Origin of the sequence: Desertivirga xinjiangensis (assembly GCF_024436435.1) — a bacterium.
Lineage (GTDB): Bacteria > Bacteroidota > Bacteroidia > Sphingobacteriales > Sphingobacteriaceae > Desertivirga > Desertivirga xinjiangensis.
Map to the genome: position 1 here is coordinate 642,347 of NZ_JAFMZP010000002.1, position 14,106 is coordinate 656,452.

The 14,106-nt window shown below is 42.3% G+C and carries 19 protein-coding genes; 9 read left to right on the forward strand and 10 right to left on the reverse strand.

What is annotated here, in order from left to right:
- Window positions 1-53: 53 nt before the first annotated feature.
- Together J3P37_RS07480 and ltrA are read left to right on the forward strand one after the other, a co-directional pair.
- Window positions 54-242, forward strand: a complete 189-nt coding sequence (locus tag J3P37_RS07480; RefSeq protein WP_256010473.1) for a hypothetical protein — start codon at window positions 54-56, stop codon at window positions 240-242.
- A gap of 18 nt (window positions 243-260) precedes the next feature.
- The gene (gene ltrA / locus J3P37_RS07485; RefSeq protein ID WP_256010474.1) at window positions 261-1,715 is read left to right on the forward strand and encodes a group II intron reverse transcriptase/maturase; all 1,455 of its coding nucleotides are present in this window, start codon (window positions 261-263) and stop codon (window positions 1,713-1,715) included.
- 240 nt (window positions 1,716-1,955) lie between these two features.
- On the opposite strand, the gene J3P37_RS07490 is transcribed toward ltrA, so the two are convergent.
- Together J3P37_RS07490 and J3P37_RS07495 are read right to left on the reverse strand one after the other, a co-directional pair.
- Window positions 1,956-2,939, reverse strand: coding sequence for a c-type cytochrome (locus J3P37_RS07490; protein ID WP_256010475.1), 984 nt, complete (start codon window positions 2,937-2,939; stop codon window positions 1,956-1,958).
- Between the two features lie 149 nt (window positions 2,940-3,088).
- Entirely contained in the window at window positions 3,089-3,703 is a 615-nt protein-coding gene (locus J3P37_RS07495) for a YigZ family protein (RefSeq protein WP_256010476.1), read from the reverse strand.
- Window positions 3,704-4,077: 374 nt separating this feature from the next.
- Between J3P37_RS07495 and J3P37_RS07500 the strand changes: the two genes are divergently transcribed.
- A complete protein-coding gene (locus J3P37_RS07500; RefSeq protein ID WP_256010477.1) occupies window positions 4,078-4,431 on the forward strand; it encodes a hypothetical protein in 354 nt (117 codons plus the stop codon).
- 39 nt (window positions 4,432-4,470) lie between these two features.
- Here J3P37_RS07500 and J3P37_RS07505 read toward each other — a convergent pair whose 3' ends face one another.
- A complete protein-coding gene (locus tag J3P37_RS07505) occupies window positions 4,471-5,037 on the reverse strand; it encodes a hypothetical protein (protein WP_256010478.1) in 567 nt (188 codons plus the stop codon).
- Window positions 5,038-5,049: 12 nt separating this feature from the next.
- The gene (locus J3P37_RS07510; RefSeq protein ID WP_256010479.1) at window positions 5,050-5,583 is read right to left on the reverse strand and encodes an SRPBCC family protein; all 534 of its coding nucleotides are present in this window, start codon (window positions 5,581-5,583) and stop codon (window positions 5,050-5,052) included.
- Between the two features lie 266 nt (window positions 5,584-5,849).
- Here J3P37_RS07510 and J3P37_RS07515 point away from each other — a divergent pair, with 266 nt between their 5' ends.
- Window positions 5,850-6,383, forward strand: coding sequence for a hypothetical protein (locus tag J3P37_RS07515; protein WP_256010480.1), 534 nt, complete (start codon window positions 5,850-5,852; stop codon window positions 6,381-6,383).
- A 36-nt stretch (window positions 6,384-6,419) separates the two neighbouring features.
- Entirely contained in the window at window positions 6,420-6,632 is a 213-nt protein-coding gene (locus tag J3P37_RS07520) for a hypothetical protein (protein WP_256010481.1), read from the forward strand.
- On the opposite strand, the gene J3P37_RS07525 is transcribed toward J3P37_RS07520, so the two are convergent.
- Window positions 6,633-7,163 carry a hypothetical protein gene (locus J3P37_RS07525; RefSeq protein ID WP_256010482.1) on the reverse strand — a complete coding sequence of 177 codons (531 nt, stop codon included), beginning with the start codon at window positions 7,161-7,163 and terminating at the stop codon, window positions 6,633-6,635.
- Window positions 7,164-7,343: 180 nt separating this feature from the next.
- Here J3P37_RS07525 and J3P37_RS07530 point away from each other — a divergent pair, with 180 nt between their 5' ends.
- Window positions 7,344-8,630: an MFS transporter gene (locus tag J3P37_RS07530; RefSeq protein WP_256010483.1), complete on the forward strand. Its 1,287-nt coding sequence runs from the start codon at window positions 7,344-7,346 to the stop codon at window positions 8,628-8,630.
- Between the two features lie 45 nt (window positions 8,631-8,675).
- Window positions 8,676-9,404: a (Fe-S)-binding protein gene (locus tag J3P37_RS07535; protein ID WP_256010484.1), complete on the forward strand. Its 729-nt coding sequence runs from the start codon at window positions 8,676-8,678 to the stop codon at window positions 9,402-9,404.
- Window positions 9,405-9,520: 116 nt separating this feature from the next.
- Here J3P37_RS07535 and J3P37_RS07540 read toward each other — a convergent pair whose 3' ends face one another.
- On the reverse strand, window positions 9,521-10,267 hold the full coding sequence (locus J3P37_RS07540; protein WP_256010485.1) for an SRPBCC family protein: 747 nt from the start codon (window positions 10,265-10,267) through the stop codon (window positions 9,521-9,523).
- Between the two features lie 16 nt (window positions 10,268-10,283).
- Window positions 10,284-10,463, reverse strand: a complete 180-nt coding sequence (locus J3P37_RS07545) for a hypothetical protein (protein ID WP_256010486.1) — start codon at window positions 10,461-10,463, stop codon at window positions 10,284-10,286.
- Between the two features lie 111 nt (window positions 10,464-10,574).
- Here J3P37_RS07545 and J3P37_RS07550 point away from each other — a divergent pair, with 111 nt between their 5' ends.
- A complete protein-coding gene (locus J3P37_RS07550) occupies window positions 10,575-10,826 on the forward strand; it encodes a hypothetical protein (protein WP_256010487.1) in 252 nt (83 codons plus the stop codon).
- Between the two features lie 47 nt (window positions 10,827-10,873).
- On the opposite strand, the gene J3P37_RS07555 is transcribed toward J3P37_RS07550, so the two are convergent.
- Genes J3P37_RS07555 through pxpB form a run of 3 tightly spaced genes read right to left on the reverse strand, consistent with a single transcriptional unit; the run spans window position 10,874 to window position 13,391 of the window.
- Complete coding sequence (locus J3P37_RS07555) at window positions 10,874-11,635, reverse strand: LamB/YcsF family protein (RefSeq protein ID WP_256010488.1); 762 nt, start codon at window positions 11,633-11,635, stop codon at window positions 10,874-10,876.
- Window positions 11,636-11,649: 14 nt separating this feature from the next.
- Window positions 11,650-12,639 (reverse strand): 5-oxoprolinase subunit C family protein, encoded by a 990-nt coding sequence (locus tag J3P37_RS07560; protein ID WP_256010489.1) that lies wholly within the window; start codon window positions 12,637-12,639, stop codon window positions 11,650-11,652.
- Entirely contained in the window at window positions 12,639-13,391 is a 753-nt protein-coding gene (pxpB, locus tag J3P37_RS07565) for a 5-oxoprolinase subunit PxpB (protein ID WP_256010490.1), read from the reverse strand. Before pxpB ends, J3P37_RS07560 begins: the two co-directional genes overlap by 1 nt.
- Before the next feature lie 200 nt (window positions 13,392-13,591).
- Here pxpB and J3P37_RS07570 point away from each other — a divergent pair, with 200 nt between their 5' ends.
- Window positions 13,592-13,927, forward strand: a complete 336-nt coding sequence (locus J3P37_RS07570) for an MmcQ/YjbR family DNA-binding protein (protein ID WP_256010491.1) — start codon at window positions 13,592-13,594, stop codon at window positions 13,925-13,927.
- Window positions 13,928-14,106 lie beyond the last annotated feature (179 nt).

Genomic DNA, 14,106 nt, shown 5'->3' on the forward strand with positions numbered 1-14,106 from the left:
CATGACGGATGAGGAGGCAATCATCTCTAAAGTCCCAAACTTACCCGGAAGTCATGAAAGTATATACGGCAGGTATAAGCGTGAAAGTAAAACGTCTTACCCGGGGAGACCTGAATGAGAGGCCTGCGGAAGGGACAAGCGGTTCCCGGAAGGGGCAACCCATTTGGCAACAGATGGCTGAACATTCAGGAGTCAGCAGAAGTCATAGTAATAGCGAATGCTATGAAGGACGGAACCATTAAATAAGGACAGAGCCTTTTATGATACAGAAGCAAGAAACAGAATTAAGGGAGGAATCTCCTTTGGCCATCGGTATAGGAAAACTCCCGGAAGGAGTAATGAGTTCAGATGGTGTTGTTCCTTCTGTACCCTTATCAGAGACCTCATGTCCGGAGAGAGCAAGCCTGATGGAACGCATTACCAATAGCGAAAACATGCGTCAGGCGTACCAGCAAGTGAAAAGGAACAAAGGAGCACCGGGGATCGACGGGATGAAAGTAGAAGAGCTTCCATACTATTTGAAAGCGCATTGGGTTCAGCTTAAATCCCAGCTTGAAACAGGTCGTTACCAACCACAGTCAGTTCGCAAGGTAGAAATCCTTAAACCCGGAGGCGGTAAACGCATGCTGGGCATCCCCACGGTAGTAGACCGCTTAATCCAGCAGGCTATCCATCAGGTGCTAAGCCCTCTATGGGAACCAAATTTCTCAGAGCACAGCTACGGCTTTCGTCCTGGGCGTCGAGCATCGGATGGAGTAAACAAAGCCAGAATATATCAGGAAGAAGGTTATAGGTATGTAGTTGATATCGACCTGTCGAAGTTCTTTGATGAGGTTAACCATAGCCGTCTGATGTCCCGACTGATGGAACGCACTCCCGGAGAGCAAGCCCTCCACCGATTGGTTCACCGCTTCCTGAAAGCGGGTATAATGGAAGGTGGCCTGGTAGAAACCCGGGAGAAAGGAACACCTCAGGGCTCACCTCTGTCTCCGCTATTGTCCAATATTGTATTGGATGAATTGGATAAGGAGTTAGAACACCGAGGGCACAAGTTCGTCCGCTACGCGGACGATTGCAATATCTACGTGAAGAAGAAGCGGTCAGGAGAGCGGGTATTCGCCTCAGTTAGCCAGTTTCTGGAAAAGAAAATGCGACTAAAGGTAAACGGTGAGAAAAGTAAAGTGGATCAGCCCCGCAACCGTAAATTCTTAGGCTTCTCGTTCTACTATCGTAAAGGAAGGGTCGGTATCCGCATCTCCCCAGAAAGTATCAGTCGTTTTCGAAGTAAAGTAAAAGATCTGTGCCGAATGGGAAGAGGAATGAACATAGGCGACTTTGTCTTTGATCTGCTCAACCCTTATTTACAAGGCTGGATCAACTACTATCGTATCGGCGAAACGAAAAGCACGGTAGAGAAACTGGACGAATGGATACGCCGGAGGCTTCGTCTGCTGCTGTGGCGCAGTTGGAAACGAAGGTGGACAAGACGGAACAAGTTGATGGAACGGGGTCTGCCGGAACAACGGGCAGTCGATTCAGCCTTCAACGGCCGGGGTCCATGGTGGAACTCAGGAGCCAGCCACATGAATGCAGCCTATGGTAGATCCTATTTCAAATCACTAAAACTGGTGGAGCTAAAGGCAAAGGTCTTGTTCTATCAGAAATCATTAATTAATGGAACCGCCGTATGCGGAACCGCACGTACGGTGGTGTGAGAGGACGGCGAAAGTAAAGCTAACTTTCGCCTCCTACTCGATGCTTGCGGGTTAGTCGAAATTACTGGTTTTAGCCTTACATGTAGACTCACCGTTGCCTCACTGTTGACATACTGTGGCTTTACAGATATTTCATTATATGGTGGCCGGGATTTGGGGATTGTGCGATAAAGAACAGCAAAGGGGCTGAAATTGAATATTCCAGCCCCTTAAGTGGTGTTTTATAACGAATCGCTAATGTTAATTGCTAGCGATCGAGGGTGAGAACTTCGTAACCTGGTTCCTTATTGGCTTAACCGTTTTTAGATAAGTAAAAATAGCCTCCAGGTCGCTGGTTTCCATATTGCCATACATCGTCCAGGGCATTACGGTCTGAAAATCCCCTTCACTAACAGACTTCATTGCGTGAGGATTTTGGTACGACTTGAACCGGCTTATAAATTGTTCTTTGGACCAACGGCCAATTCCTGTTTCCAGATCCTGTGTGATGTTGGCAGAGCTAACTGTGCCTCCCGGTAGTCTAAAATCATAGCCTCCCGCGAAATCCATTCCTTCGATAGGAGTGCCTTTTTCCTGTTTGGTATGGCAATCTCTGCAAGATGCAGAATTCACAAGATAAGCACCATAAGCGAGTTGATCTTCCTTAGCAGGAATTTTTTGTGGCTGTGCTTTAACCGGCATCGTATTGACAAGGAAATTTACGGGGAAATCAAGAGAACGTTCCGGAGAGCCTGTTTCCTTGGGTGGTAGTGTTCTAAGGTAGGCAATAATTGAATAAATATCTTCGGTATCCATCTTACTATAAGCCTTGTACGGCATGATCGGGAAAATTGCAGATCCGTCTTTTTTAACGCCAGAAGTGATTGCCCGGTAAATTTCGCCGTCTGTCCACTTACCGAGGTTATAAGGGGTAATATTTGGCACATAAACCTCTCCAGGGAACCCGATGTTATGGTCAAACTTCTCGCCCCCGGTACCTACACCATTGGTATCAAGCGGGCCGGAAAATTTATTCCAGTGCCTTGTTGAGTGGCAATCTACACATACTGTAACATGATTTGCCAGGTATTTGCCTCTCTCAATCCGTGCTGGGGTGAGCTCTACCTGTATATTGGGAGGATCCCCCACATCAGGAAGTGCAACTTTTACATAACTGAGAGCGCCGCCAACTAGAATTACGACTGCTATGAAAACATAGACAATAATCTTTCCGACTTTTTTCATTGAGAAATTTCATTAATTGTGATTAATCCTTCTACCATCGCTAGGTGAAATTTAGTTTCAAAATAGTAATTTATTATGACGTAGCTGTATCCAGTTTCGTTACAGTTAATTAATATTTTTTTTACGTTATTCGAGAAGGAGCGAAATCTTTACACGGTAAAAAGGTATTTTGTCTTTAGGCTCTCTATTTTTTGGAGTTTGGGAAGCACTAAATTAAGCTTTGATTTGGGGATTTCAAGTTGCAGCACACACTCACTCTCAAACCACTGTTTCAAAATATTGAGGTTTGAGTCTTTTATTATGCGCATCACTTCGTTCATCTGCACATAATTGTATTCAATAGAGTAAATGTCGTTAACCGTCAGTTGGATGACATTTGCGGATTTAATTGCATCGGCACTTGCTTCTTTGTAAGCATTAATAAGGCCCGGAACTCCCAGTAAGGTGCCGCCAAAATATCTCACTACAATTATAAGAATATTGGTAAGGTCGTTTGAAAGTAAGGTATTCAGAATGGGCCGGCCAGCAGTGCCTGAAGGCTCTCCATCGTCGTTCAACCTAAAAATACTTCTGTCAGAGCTAAGACGCATTGCCCAGCAATGGTGCCGCGCTTTAGGATGCTGTGCCCGCACTTGTTGTATAATTGTTTTTGCCTGCTCCTCTGTTTTTATCGGATACGCATAAGTAATGAACTTGCTTCCTTTGTCTCTAAATATACCTTCTGAGGGCTTTTCAATTGTTTTATAGGTGTTGTCAAAAAGCATGAGGCAATGATAGCAATTTTGCTATAAAAAAATCTGCATGTGCAGAATTCACAATTGTTTGGGGCGATTGAAAATCATTTCAAAAAAAAAGGGAGGACTTTTGGTCTCTCCCTTCTTAATCAAACTTAACCTATCAAACCTAAAATGAAATCTTATACAGTTTTAACGGAATAGATCGTAATGTGTTATGTGTTTGTTAAAGAGTGATTTATATATGACAAATAAGGGCGGGTTTTGATTTTGCCAGATTTCACTATCCCAGACGCAAAACTATAATCAGACTATTGCGATATATTCAATTCTTACTATATTACGTTAATTTTGATAAGCTCTTATTTGTAGATGAAAGCAATATTTCCATAAAATTCCTAACAATGAAAAGACTCCTGACCCTTGTAATATTACTCTTTGCTTTAAGTTCATTCGCACAGAAAAAAGTCAGCGCCACTGAGCTTTCAAACTATATCGGTGATTCTGTGACCGTATGTGATAAAGTTTATGGAGGAAGATTTCTTCAAAGGACCTCTATAACTTTACTTAGCGTCGGTAAAGAATTTCCATACCATTTATTAACTATAGTTATAAAGGGGGGCGACCGGGATAAGTTTAAATATAAGCCGGAAGATGCCTTGGTTAAGAAATCTGTTTGTGTGACAGGGAAACTGACGGAGTATGGCGGGAAGCCTCAGATAATTATCACAGACCCGAGTCAAATAAAGATTCAATAATGCCGGCGGTTACACTAGAAGGAACCAGTTTCAGATTCATCATCCGTTCCCTGTTTTTTTACTTTTCCATAGGGTCAGATATTTTTTTTTGTATTTAATATCTTTTTCCATTCCAATTAGCTGAAGCGCCTGTAATTTGACGTTTTCTTCAAGCGTATGTTCATATAGGTTTTTTAGAACCTGAATAATGTCGTACCGGATCAGCGTGTAATGTTTTTCAGTGGTACTATTCATGAAACGATCGATAAGGTATTCGATCACCTTGCTTTGGAGCTCCTTTCCTGCAGCAGCTACCTTCCATAAAGACTGCAGGGAATGCCTGGCTGTGACAAATCTTTCATCTCTGGTGACTATGATCATGTCATTAAGGTCTTTGAGCATCCGTTTCTCAGGATCACTTTTTGCCAGGTTGGCTAAGATTTTAGCCGCCACTGCCCGCTGATGGTTATCCCGGTGTTTTAGCAGACTTAGCAGATCCTCCCAGACCTCATAAGCCCAGTCCACCGGCCTTTCGGTTACCCCTATAATATAATTAAAGGATTCATTCCTGGATTTTGCATCAGGGGATCCTAGATTTTCCAGATGTTTCCGGGTTAATGAATCCATATAATTAAGATGCTAGTTTTTCTCTAACTTGTTTTTTAAGTCATTCAAACTTGTCTGCAGATCCTTTTTAAGCATTCCATCAACAAAGAGGTTGGTTAAATTCATGGGGTATTTACTCTCTCCACTCATTGTCCATCTTACCCGCGTTTGATTTTCAGAAACTGCTTCGGTGATCATCGAAGCAGAAGCAATTCCTTCAAAGGGTTCTATAAACCGCAACTCCGTTTCTATTTTTTCACCTTCCTTCAGTGTTTTGATCTCCTGTTCGCCCTTTCCAATCTCGTCGTTGCCATCCCAGGCATAGACAAACCCAACGGTACCATCTGTGCCTTTAAAGTCTCTTTTAACATTGGGATCCCTCCTCAACCAAATGTTATAGTCTTCCTGGTTTTTAAGGAACTTCACATAATTGAATACTTCTTTTTTGGGTTTGTGTACAATGATCTGGTTTTCCACTGCATATTCGTTCTTAACAAATAAGGCAATGATGAGAGGAATTGCTATTAATACAGCAACAGCGATACAAATTTTAGATACGATCTTCATTTTTTATAAGTTTTAAATTAGACAATTAAATTAATTTTTGCTGCACATTTTCAGTTATGTATAACACAGGCAAACATACGGTCTGCTATACTAGTTAATGAGGGGCAAACACGCCAATACAGAGGTTTAATCCGACAGAACAAAGGAGCGATCGATGTGTGGGTAATAATCGCTTTAAAGTGGCGTTCTTGCTGCAATTTTATCTATTCTTTAAAACTAATCACCAGTCTTATAGTTGTATTGAAATTATCTAAAAAATACGGCTAATGTCAGAAACCTTAACGATAACCGGGGAAGACGAATCTGTTCTGTGGAAGAAAGTTACTGAGCACTATTCAACTGTCTCTAATCCGCGAGAATATCATATAGCATTAGACCAGCAGGGACGGCGCATACTGCTGGATATCATCGAAGAGCCGGAAGGTACAATTTTTAGTGCATACCTATATGGCCGAAGCGATTTTCGTTTTGCCATTTATCCTCAGGGATTTATTGATGAGATCGGGAAATTTTTTGGTATGGAAGATGTTGTCCTGGGCTTTAAGGACTTTGACGACAAGTATGTTGTTAAAACCAACCAGGAAGGATTAACCGAATCTCTCTTTGCTGATGCTAATATCAGGAAGGTCTTTGAGTCGATCCCCGGTTTAAGTATGGGGATTGTTCATTATACACTTGATGACTCAGACGGCAAGGTGCCTTTTCTCGAGCTAAAGGTTGATGGCTGCATAACAGAACCTATTCTGTTAAGAAAGATATACAATGCCTTTTGTTCCGTTCTGCTGCTGATCGAGCAGTAGTGCGACTAAGATTTACACTATTTTAATCAGTTAATTATGAAGATGCAAACCTTTAAAACTTTTTTTCTAGCGATTATGACGGCTTTCTGCCTCGCCGGCAGCAGTTGTAATCAGAGTACTAACCAGGGTGTTGATGAATCCGGATCCGCGGATTCGAATGCACAGATGAATACTGATACGCTGATGATCGATACTTCTTCAAATGGCAGCAGCACTGATTCATCCAGTGTCCCTGTTCCTACTCCTTGATCATATCTGGTAGCCGAACGTTATAAAAGCAACAGGCTTGAGAAAGCGGGTTCGGACGCGGGCGATATTGTCTGAGGGCGGATCAATAAGGAATTGCGGTCCAAAACCTGTTTTCAGGATCATGCCTGTTGCACCCTGCAGACGATAGCCGATACTGGGGTTTAGAAACAACTGCATGTTATAGTCTTTTTTCACCCCTCCGTTGTAGGGATGGAACTTGGTAAAATAAAGTGCATTTCTAAGATCTATCTCAAAATGATGCAGCTTGCCCCTGGTAAATGTGTTAAGCGAAAAAGGGAATGAAAAATGATCGCTAATTTCGAAAGGGGCTATTCCGATATTGTACTCCCAATGCCATTTTCGGGATGACGAAAACGTATGACCAAAGTTTATTGAACCTGTATTCCCTTTGCCGCCCCAGGCGAGTGTGATCTGGTTCTTTTTGAAATTTACCCTCGAAGAATCTGTACGACAGTTCGCCGTGGCATGCATAGTAACTGTTATAAATGCCAGTGTTATGAACTTTATCATAGTTAAAACAAGTTTTTCGCCTTTCCCGAATTTCGCTGAAAGCTTCGGTTAATTAGTATAAATCAGGTAATTGTATCTCGTTTTGTTCAAAAAGAGAAATTTATACCAAGTAAACTGTTTCAGGATTTCTTTAAACGAAATGTTTCGTTATTTGACCTTTTTGTCTACTTTCGAAGACGTATGCAAATATCAAAAAATGATAAGACCCTTGTACGGTCTTGGGCGATGTTCGATTGGGCAAATTCGGCTTATAACCTGGTTATAACATCAACAATCTTTCCCGCCTATTATACTATCATAACTACAACAGAAGAGCATGGAGATAAAGTTTCTTTTTTTGGCTTTAGCTTTGTGAATACCGCATTGTCCAACTATGCATTAGCTGTGGCTTATCTAATCATGGCTGCATTGCTTCCATGGCTATCCTCAAAGGCTGACGTGTCTGGTGATAAAAAGTTCTTTATGAAGATCTTTACCTACTTAGGCGGCGCCGCATGCATGGGACTTTATTTCTTTAAACTGGATACGCTTGAATGGGGAGTGATCTGTTTTGCTATTGCTGCGATGGGGTACATAGGAGGGGTGATGTTCAGTAATTCTTATCTGCCACAAATAGCTACCGTTGATCAGCAGGATAGAGTAAGCGCGCAGGGTTTTGCATATGGGTATATAGGCAGCGTGCTGCTGCAGATCATCTGTTTTGTGTTTGTTTTAAAGCCGGAGCTGTTCGGTATAACTGACGGTTCATTCCCCGCCCGTTTGTCCTTTTTTCTGGTAGGGCTTTGGTGGATTGGCTTTGCGCAGATTCCTTTTTCAAAACTTCCTAAAGGAAGCAGTAATGCAGAGAAGACTGCGGTTAACGGATACCAGGAGCTGGCTAAGGTATGGCATCAACTAAAAGAGAACAATCAGCTGAAGCGTTTTCTATACGCTTTCTTTTTTTATTCCATAGGTGTGCAAACAATTATGCTGGTAGCTGCCAGCTTTGGAGAAAAAGTATTGCATCTGGGCACCTCAAACCTGATAGCGACGATTCTTATTATTCAGCTGGTAGCGATTGCCGGTGCTTACCTCATGTCGGGCTTAGCAAACATCATCGGCAATGTGAGGGTGCTGATGCTGGTAGTAATCATCTGGATCGCTGTTTGTGTATCCTCGTATTATATTTCAAATGCAACACAATTTTACATCCTGGCTGCAGTGGTTGGTTTGATCATGGGCGGTATTCAATCGCTTTCACGCTCGACTTACTCAAAGTACCTTCCGGAAAATACGACAGATACGGCATCGTTCTTCAGTTTTTATGATGTTACGGAGAAAATCGCCATCGTAATTGGTCTGGCTACCTTTGCCTTTGTTGAAGAACGCTCGAACATTCGCAATTCAGCACTCGGCTTAAGCGTTTTTTTTGTGATCGGATTTTTTATGCTGATCATTTTGTTACGTACAAAAACGTCAAAAGATTGAAAATAGACAGCCTGCTTTTGCATTTCTGATTACCTTTGGCATTCTATGACGGTTGAACTATTTATTCCATGTTTTATTGATCAGCTATATCCCGAAACAGCCTTCAATACCAAAAAGATTTTGGAAAAAGCTGGTTGTAAGGTTAAATATAACCCGGAGCAAACCTGTTGCGGTCAGCCTGCGTTTAATGCCGGTTTCTGGGATGAGGCGAAGGAAGTAGGCTACAAGTTTTTGAACGATTTTACGGAGAACAACTATATCGTGGCGCCATCGGCATCATGTACGGGTATGGTGAAGAACTATTATAATGATTTGTTTACCAATACGGCGGTTCATAATAAATGCAGGAATATTCAGGGTAATATCTACGAACTCTCTGATTTCCTGATTAATGTATTGAAGAAGGATTATTTCGGTGCCGAACTGGAGGGGAGAGCTGTTTATCATGATTCCTGCTCAGGTTTACGTGAATGTAAAATTAGAGATGAACCAAGAGCTCTGCTATCTAAAGTACATGGATTGGATCTGGTAGAGATGAAAGATACCGAAAGCTGCTGTGGATTTGGAGGAACCTTTTCAGTGAAGTTTTCGAGTATATCAAGTGCTATGGCGCAGCAAAAAATCAATAATGCACTCGAAATGGAGGCTGATTATATTATTTCGACGGATGTATCATGCTTGTTGAATCTTCAGGCATATATTGATAAGAACAATATTCCTATTAAAACCATTCACCTCGCGGATGTGCTTGCACATGGCTGGGGAAATGTTTAGCGGAAGAAAGAAATAGTGTTTGGATTTGTAATAACGTACACGCGGCACGCGTGCGCAAGCAATTCAGGATATAAGGTTTGCTTGCGCACGCGTGCCGCGTGTACTTAATGTTGGTTTTATAATACCGATGTCTTCCGGTTGCTAGAATACCTTTTGTATTCGTCGCCTTCAACATAGTGCTTGAAATTGGTGATGTCTTCGCGTACCATGCTCTCAAAAACGCCATTTAAAAGTTTTGCGATACTGTGTCCTATTGCTCCCGCAGGAGGGAAATAGTTAATTTCTATATTCAATTCAGTTCCGGATCCGCTGATGGCATCAATAAACTCTACTTTTCCTGCGTTATCTATCATTGAACCTTCTACGGACTGCCATCCAATATAACGGTCTTGCTCTTCGCGAGTGATTTCGGCGTTCCAGGTAAGTTTTACTATCTCGGCGGGAAGGTTAGCTCTCCAATAAGAATGTGTGGCGCTGGTTTCATCTACCGAATGGAGATGTTTCATGAATTTCGGCAGGTTTTCCAGGTTTCTCCAGAAAGAATAAACTTCTTCACGTGGAGCGTTGACGATGAATCGCTCTGTGATCCTGATTGCAGGAAGATCTGTAGTATCTTTTCCAATCTTATTATAAACCGGACAATAGCCTGTAGCGCCGCGATACAGTAATAAACCGCCTGCAGCAGCTTCCTGTAAACCAATAAAGGGGTGTTTTACCAGTTGGGTCAAGCCTTTATATAACATGAATGTTCCTGCAGCAATTGAGATCACTCGCTCGGTAGTATTTACATTTTCTTGCTCACCCGGTTCGAGGATTGAACCTTTCAGGTTGTTATTTACTTTTGATGTTAGTGTTTCAAGCATGTTTTACCTTATTTGTTTAATTGCCTTCAATTATTATTTCGTTTTCTGATAAACAGAATTTTTCAGTGAGCTCTTTGATGATCTTACGTACACAGTCGAATTTATTTGCGTGATTGCGGACGATAAGTTCCTGAAGCAACTGGTCGTTATTTTTATCTTTAAATATGAATTTGGTGTAGATGTTATGTTCTGTCATGCTTCTACAACAATGTAAGTCCAAAAATGTTAGTAAGATTTTAACAAAGAGCAGGAAAGTAATTGGCACTTCAATTGATAGTGCAATAAGGTAAAAAATTACACAGAAATAATGAAGCAATTGTTTTTTATATCACACGATACACAAACAGCAGTGAAGGCGGGTATGGCTGTTTCAGGTATACCACAAATAGATCAAAATCAGGTCACGGCCTTGAATGCCTTTCTAACGCTGAATCATTTAAAAAATATTATTCCGGTATGGGACGATGATGATCAGTTTGAAGAGGTTTTAGACACGTATACATTTATTACGACGGAAGACGCTGAAAAAAGTATTTACAGTAAGGATAACTTAACTTAGGAAAAGGCGCCCGATATCGATATCCGGGCGCTTTTCTAATGGAAATTTTAGTTAAGAGGTGCTTGTATAGTTATACCCTGCTGTTTTAAGGTTAAAAACACCTCTCTGGATGATTCAAGGGCCTGATGATTGTCCCCATGGATGCATATTGTTTCTGCGCAGATTGGTATCACAGCACCTGTAGTGGAAGTTACCTGCTGCTGGGTGACCATCATTAGCACCTGGGCGAGCGATTGCTCCGGCGAATGAATTGTGGCATTTTGTTCTGTTCTTGGGGTAAGCATTCCGTTATTCTGATAAGTACGGTCAGCAAACACTTCAGAAACGGATCTTAATCCTTTTCTTTCTGCGGCTGCTATCATTTCGCTGCCTGACAGGGCATACAGGAATAGAGCGGGATCAAAGTCGATTATCGCCTGCGCTATGGCTTCAGACAGGTCCCTGCTTTTTGCAGCCATGTTATATAATGCACCGTGAGGTTTAACGTGATGGAGTTTTGCTTCTGTTGCTTTTACAAATGCAGCCAGAGCGCCAATTTGATACAGGGTGATCCGATACGCTTCTTTTGGCGATATTTTCATTTCCCGGCGTCCAAAGCCTTGAAGATCGGGTAGACCGGGATGCGCTCCAATGGCAACACCTTTAGCATGAGCTTTTTTTACGGTGTGTTCCATTACCTGGTAGTCGCCTGCATGAAAGCCACAGGCAATATTGGCAGAGCTAATAAAATCGAAGAGAAGGTCATCATTGGCACAGGAGTAATTTCCAAATCCCTCGCCCATATCGCAATTAATATCAATTGTTGTCATTAATAGGGTAAGTATCAATACTTAGTTCTTATTGTGGCTGCAAGCTGCCGGATGTTTAGCTCTTGTTCTATATACAGTTTTTCGGCTTGTTTGCGTCCGAGGATTTCGAAATAAATTTCGTCCCGAGGTTTTAACTGGGCACAAAGGGGTAGATCGACCGCGATAACCTGCAAGATTCTGGGATATCCTCCCGTAACCTGGCTATCGGCCATTAACATCATCAGCTTTCCATCTCCGGTTGCCTGGATCGTTCCGGAGGTGACCACAGTAGAAAGGAGCTCCTGAGTGTTAAGACGGATGATTGGTGGTCCCTCAAGCTCATAGGCCATGCGGTTGCACCGGGGACTTACAGTAAATGTTTTTGATAACAGGTCCAGCAGTGTATCAGCAGTAAACCATGTAAATTCCCTTCCCGGAATTACACGGATGGTCTTACGTTCGAGAGGAAGGAAATCGTTTTTTGCGGCTTTCCACGGAGGGAAACTTACCGAGGCTGAACCCTTAAGCGATTTTAAAATGGCGTTACTTTCTGCACTTAAGGAGTCTGTATTTTTAAGTACATCCTTTTCGCGCAGCCGGCGACCTTCGAAGCCACCAAAGCCACCTTGAAGATAAGTGCTTTTGCTGCCAAGTACTTCTGGAACTTTCCAGCCTCCGGCAACCGCCAGATAGCTGAACGAACCATCATTTTTCTTGAGGAACAACCTCGTGCCAGAAGGTATGAATATTGGCCTGTCCGCCGGAAGCTCCTGGTCTTCTGTATATAATATACTTCCTTCACCACTTAGCGCAATCAGCAGGTCTGTCTCTGCCAGAAACTCGGCGCCATGATAAGTGAATTCGATCACAGCTGCATTTTCTGTATTTCCAAGCACAAGATTGGCAAGACGTGCTGAAAGTACATCCATCGCACCCGATACAGGCACGGCATCGGCCAGGAACTGTGTTCTCCCCAGATCTTGTATCGTGCTTAACAAACCAGGTTTAAGTATTTTTATTTGCATCAGTAAGCATTTAAATAACCGGGATTCTCCACAATATCTCTGAATTCAGAGAAACTGACAGGTTGAAACTTTACAATATCTCCGGCTTTCAAAAGGGAAGGATTTGCCCGGCCAGCGTCAAACATTTTCAGCGGCGTTTGCGCGATAACCTGCCAACCTCCGGGGCTGTCGAGGGGATATATTCCCGTTTGATTACCTGCAATACCTATTGATCCCGCAGGAACATACCTGCGGGGGCTTGGTTTACGTGGTGCCGCAATTGTTTCCGGCATTCCACCTAAATAAGCAAAGCCTGGAATAAATCCTATCATATACACTTTATATTCTGCAGCACTATGTTGTTTAATTACTTCCTCTGTGCTAAGATTGTTGATGCCGGCAACATAATCGAGGTCTGGCCCCCAGTTGTTGCCGTAACAGGCAGGTATGTTGATGATCGAACTTTGCTGGGTTAAAGAAGTGTGATTTTTTCCGGCCAGGCTTTGCAGGTAAGCCGACACTTTATCATAGCTGTTTATACCAGGCAAAGTTGATTTATAAACTGTTACAGGCTCATAAAAAATGCTCAGCGATGCGTATGTGGGTACAACTGCGATGAGGCCGGGAAAAGGATGCTGAGATAAAGTATGTTTAAAATCAGTTACGTGTTTTAGAAGTGCTTCGTCGATGACATTTCCAAAGTTAAGCGTAATAGCTTTTTCTGACAAAGCATAGATTTCAAACAACCCGGCACTATTTGACTTGTCTTGCATAAGCATATTTAGTACTAAGTTAGGCTTTCCAAAACTGAAATCACAATTTCTATCCGTAGAAGTGATTCCGGTTTATACAAGGAAGATGAAGCTGTGTTTTAGGTAATGTTAAGTAAATTTAGTGCATTTTTCTTAGTTTTCGAAGAAAAAATACGTCTTTTAAGTATGTAAGAATTTAAATGAGTCTTATTTTTACAAATATGGATATCGAATCTTTGCGCGACTATTGCCTTGAGAAGGAGGGGGTAACCGAGAGCTTACCATTTGGAGATCAAACGCTTGTTTTTAAAACGGGAGGAAAGATTTTTCTGCTTGTTGGTTTAAACTCGCCATCGAGCTTTAACGTAAAGTGTGATCCTGAACGTGCAATTCAATTAAGGGAGGAGTATGAGGAGGTGCAGCCTGGTTATCATATGAATAAAGTACACTGGAATACAGTAAGTATGACGGGTAGGTTATCGGTTAATCAGCTCAAAGAGATGATTGATCATTCTTATGAGTTGGTTTCTAAATCAAAGAAAAAGGTTTCAAAATAGAGGTTATCTCAGATTCCCGAGCAATTGGTAGGCACACGCGGCATGCTTTCACTAGCAAGAGTCGGTATAAGGTCAGCGAACAACAAAAATCCAGCAAACACTTGATGTCGTCTGTAGTCGCCTGGCGCTTGGCCCTTCTCACAAGATAACGGACGGTGGGGGACAGTGGGGGGTGATCA

Bases quoted from the DNA above. Each gene is read 5' to 3' on its own strand.
- J3P37_RS07525 (WP_256010482.1), bottom strand. From the start codon at position 7,163: ATGATAAAGTTCATAACACTGGCATTTATAACAGTTACTATGCATGCC.
- J3P37_RS07515 (WP_256010480.1), top strand. From the start codon at position 5,850: ATGTCAGAAACCTTAACGATAACCGGGGAAGACGAATCTGTTCTGTGG.
- J3P37_RS07505 (WP_256010478.1), bottom strand. From the start codon at position 5,037: ATGGATTCATTAACCCGGAAACATCTGGAAAATCTAGGATCCCCTGAT.
- J3P37_RS07510 (WP_256010479.1), bottom strand. From the start codon at position 5,583: ATGAAGATCGTATCTAAAATTTGTATCGCTGTTGCTGTATTAATAGCA.
- J3P37_RS07535 (WP_256010484.1), top strand. From the start codon at position 8,676: ATGACGGTTGAACTATTTATTCCATGTTTTATTGATCAGCTATATCCC.
- J3P37_RS07550 (WP_256010487.1), top strand. From the start codon at position 10,575: ATGAAGCAATTGTTTTTTATATCACACGATACACAAACAGCAGTGAAG.
- J3P37_RS07560 (WP_256010489.1), bottom strand. From the start codon at position 12,639: ATGCAAATAAAAATACTTAAACCTGGTTTGTTAAGCACGATACAAGAT.
- J3P37_RS07555 (WP_256010488.1), bottom strand. From the start codon at position 11,635: ATGACAACAATTGATATTAATTGCGATATGGGCGAGGGATTTGGAAAT.
- J3P37_RS07545 (WP_256010486.1), bottom strand. From the start codon at position 10,463: ATGACAGAACATAACATCTACACCAAATTCATATTTAAAGATAAAAAT.
- J3P37_RS07490 (WP_256010475.1), bottom strand. From the start codon at position 2,939: ATGAAAAAAGTCGGAAAGATTATTGTCTATGTTTTCATAGCAGTCGTA.
- ltrA (WP_256010474.1), top strand. From the start codon at position 261: ATGATACAGAAGCAAGAAACAGAATTAAGGGAGGAATCTCCTTTGGCC.
- J3P37_RS07530 (WP_256010483.1), top strand. From the start codon at position 7,344: ATGCAAATATCAAAAAATGATAAGACCCTTGTACGGTCTTGGGCGATG.
- J3P37_RS07540 (WP_256010485.1), bottom strand. From the start codon at position 10,267: ATGCTTGAAACACTAACATCAAAAGTAAATAACAACCTGAAAGGTTCA.
- J3P37_RS07520 (WP_256010481.1), top strand. From the start codon at position 6,420: ATGAAGATGCAAACCTTTAAAACTTTTTTTCTAGCGATTATGACGGCT.
- J3P37_RS07500 (WP_256010477.1), top strand. From the start codon at position 4,078: ATGAAAAGACTCCTGACCCTTGTAATATTACTCTTTGCTTTAAGTTCA.
- pxpB (WP_256010490.1), bottom strand. From the start codon at position 13,391: ATGCAAGACAAGTCAAATAGTGCCGGGTTGTTTGAAATCTATGCTTTG.
- J3P37_RS07570 (WP_256010491.1), top strand. From the start codon at position 13,592: ATGGATATCGAATCTTTGCGCGACTATTGCCTTGAGAAGGAGGGGGTA.
- J3P37_RS07480 (WP_256010473.1), top strand. From the start codon at position 54: ATGAAAGTATATACGGCAGGTATAAGCGTGAAAGTAAAACGTCTTACC.
- J3P37_RS07495 (WP_256010476.1), bottom strand. From the start codon at position 3,703: ATGCTTTTTGACAACACCTATAAAACAATTGAAAAGCCCTCAGAAGGT.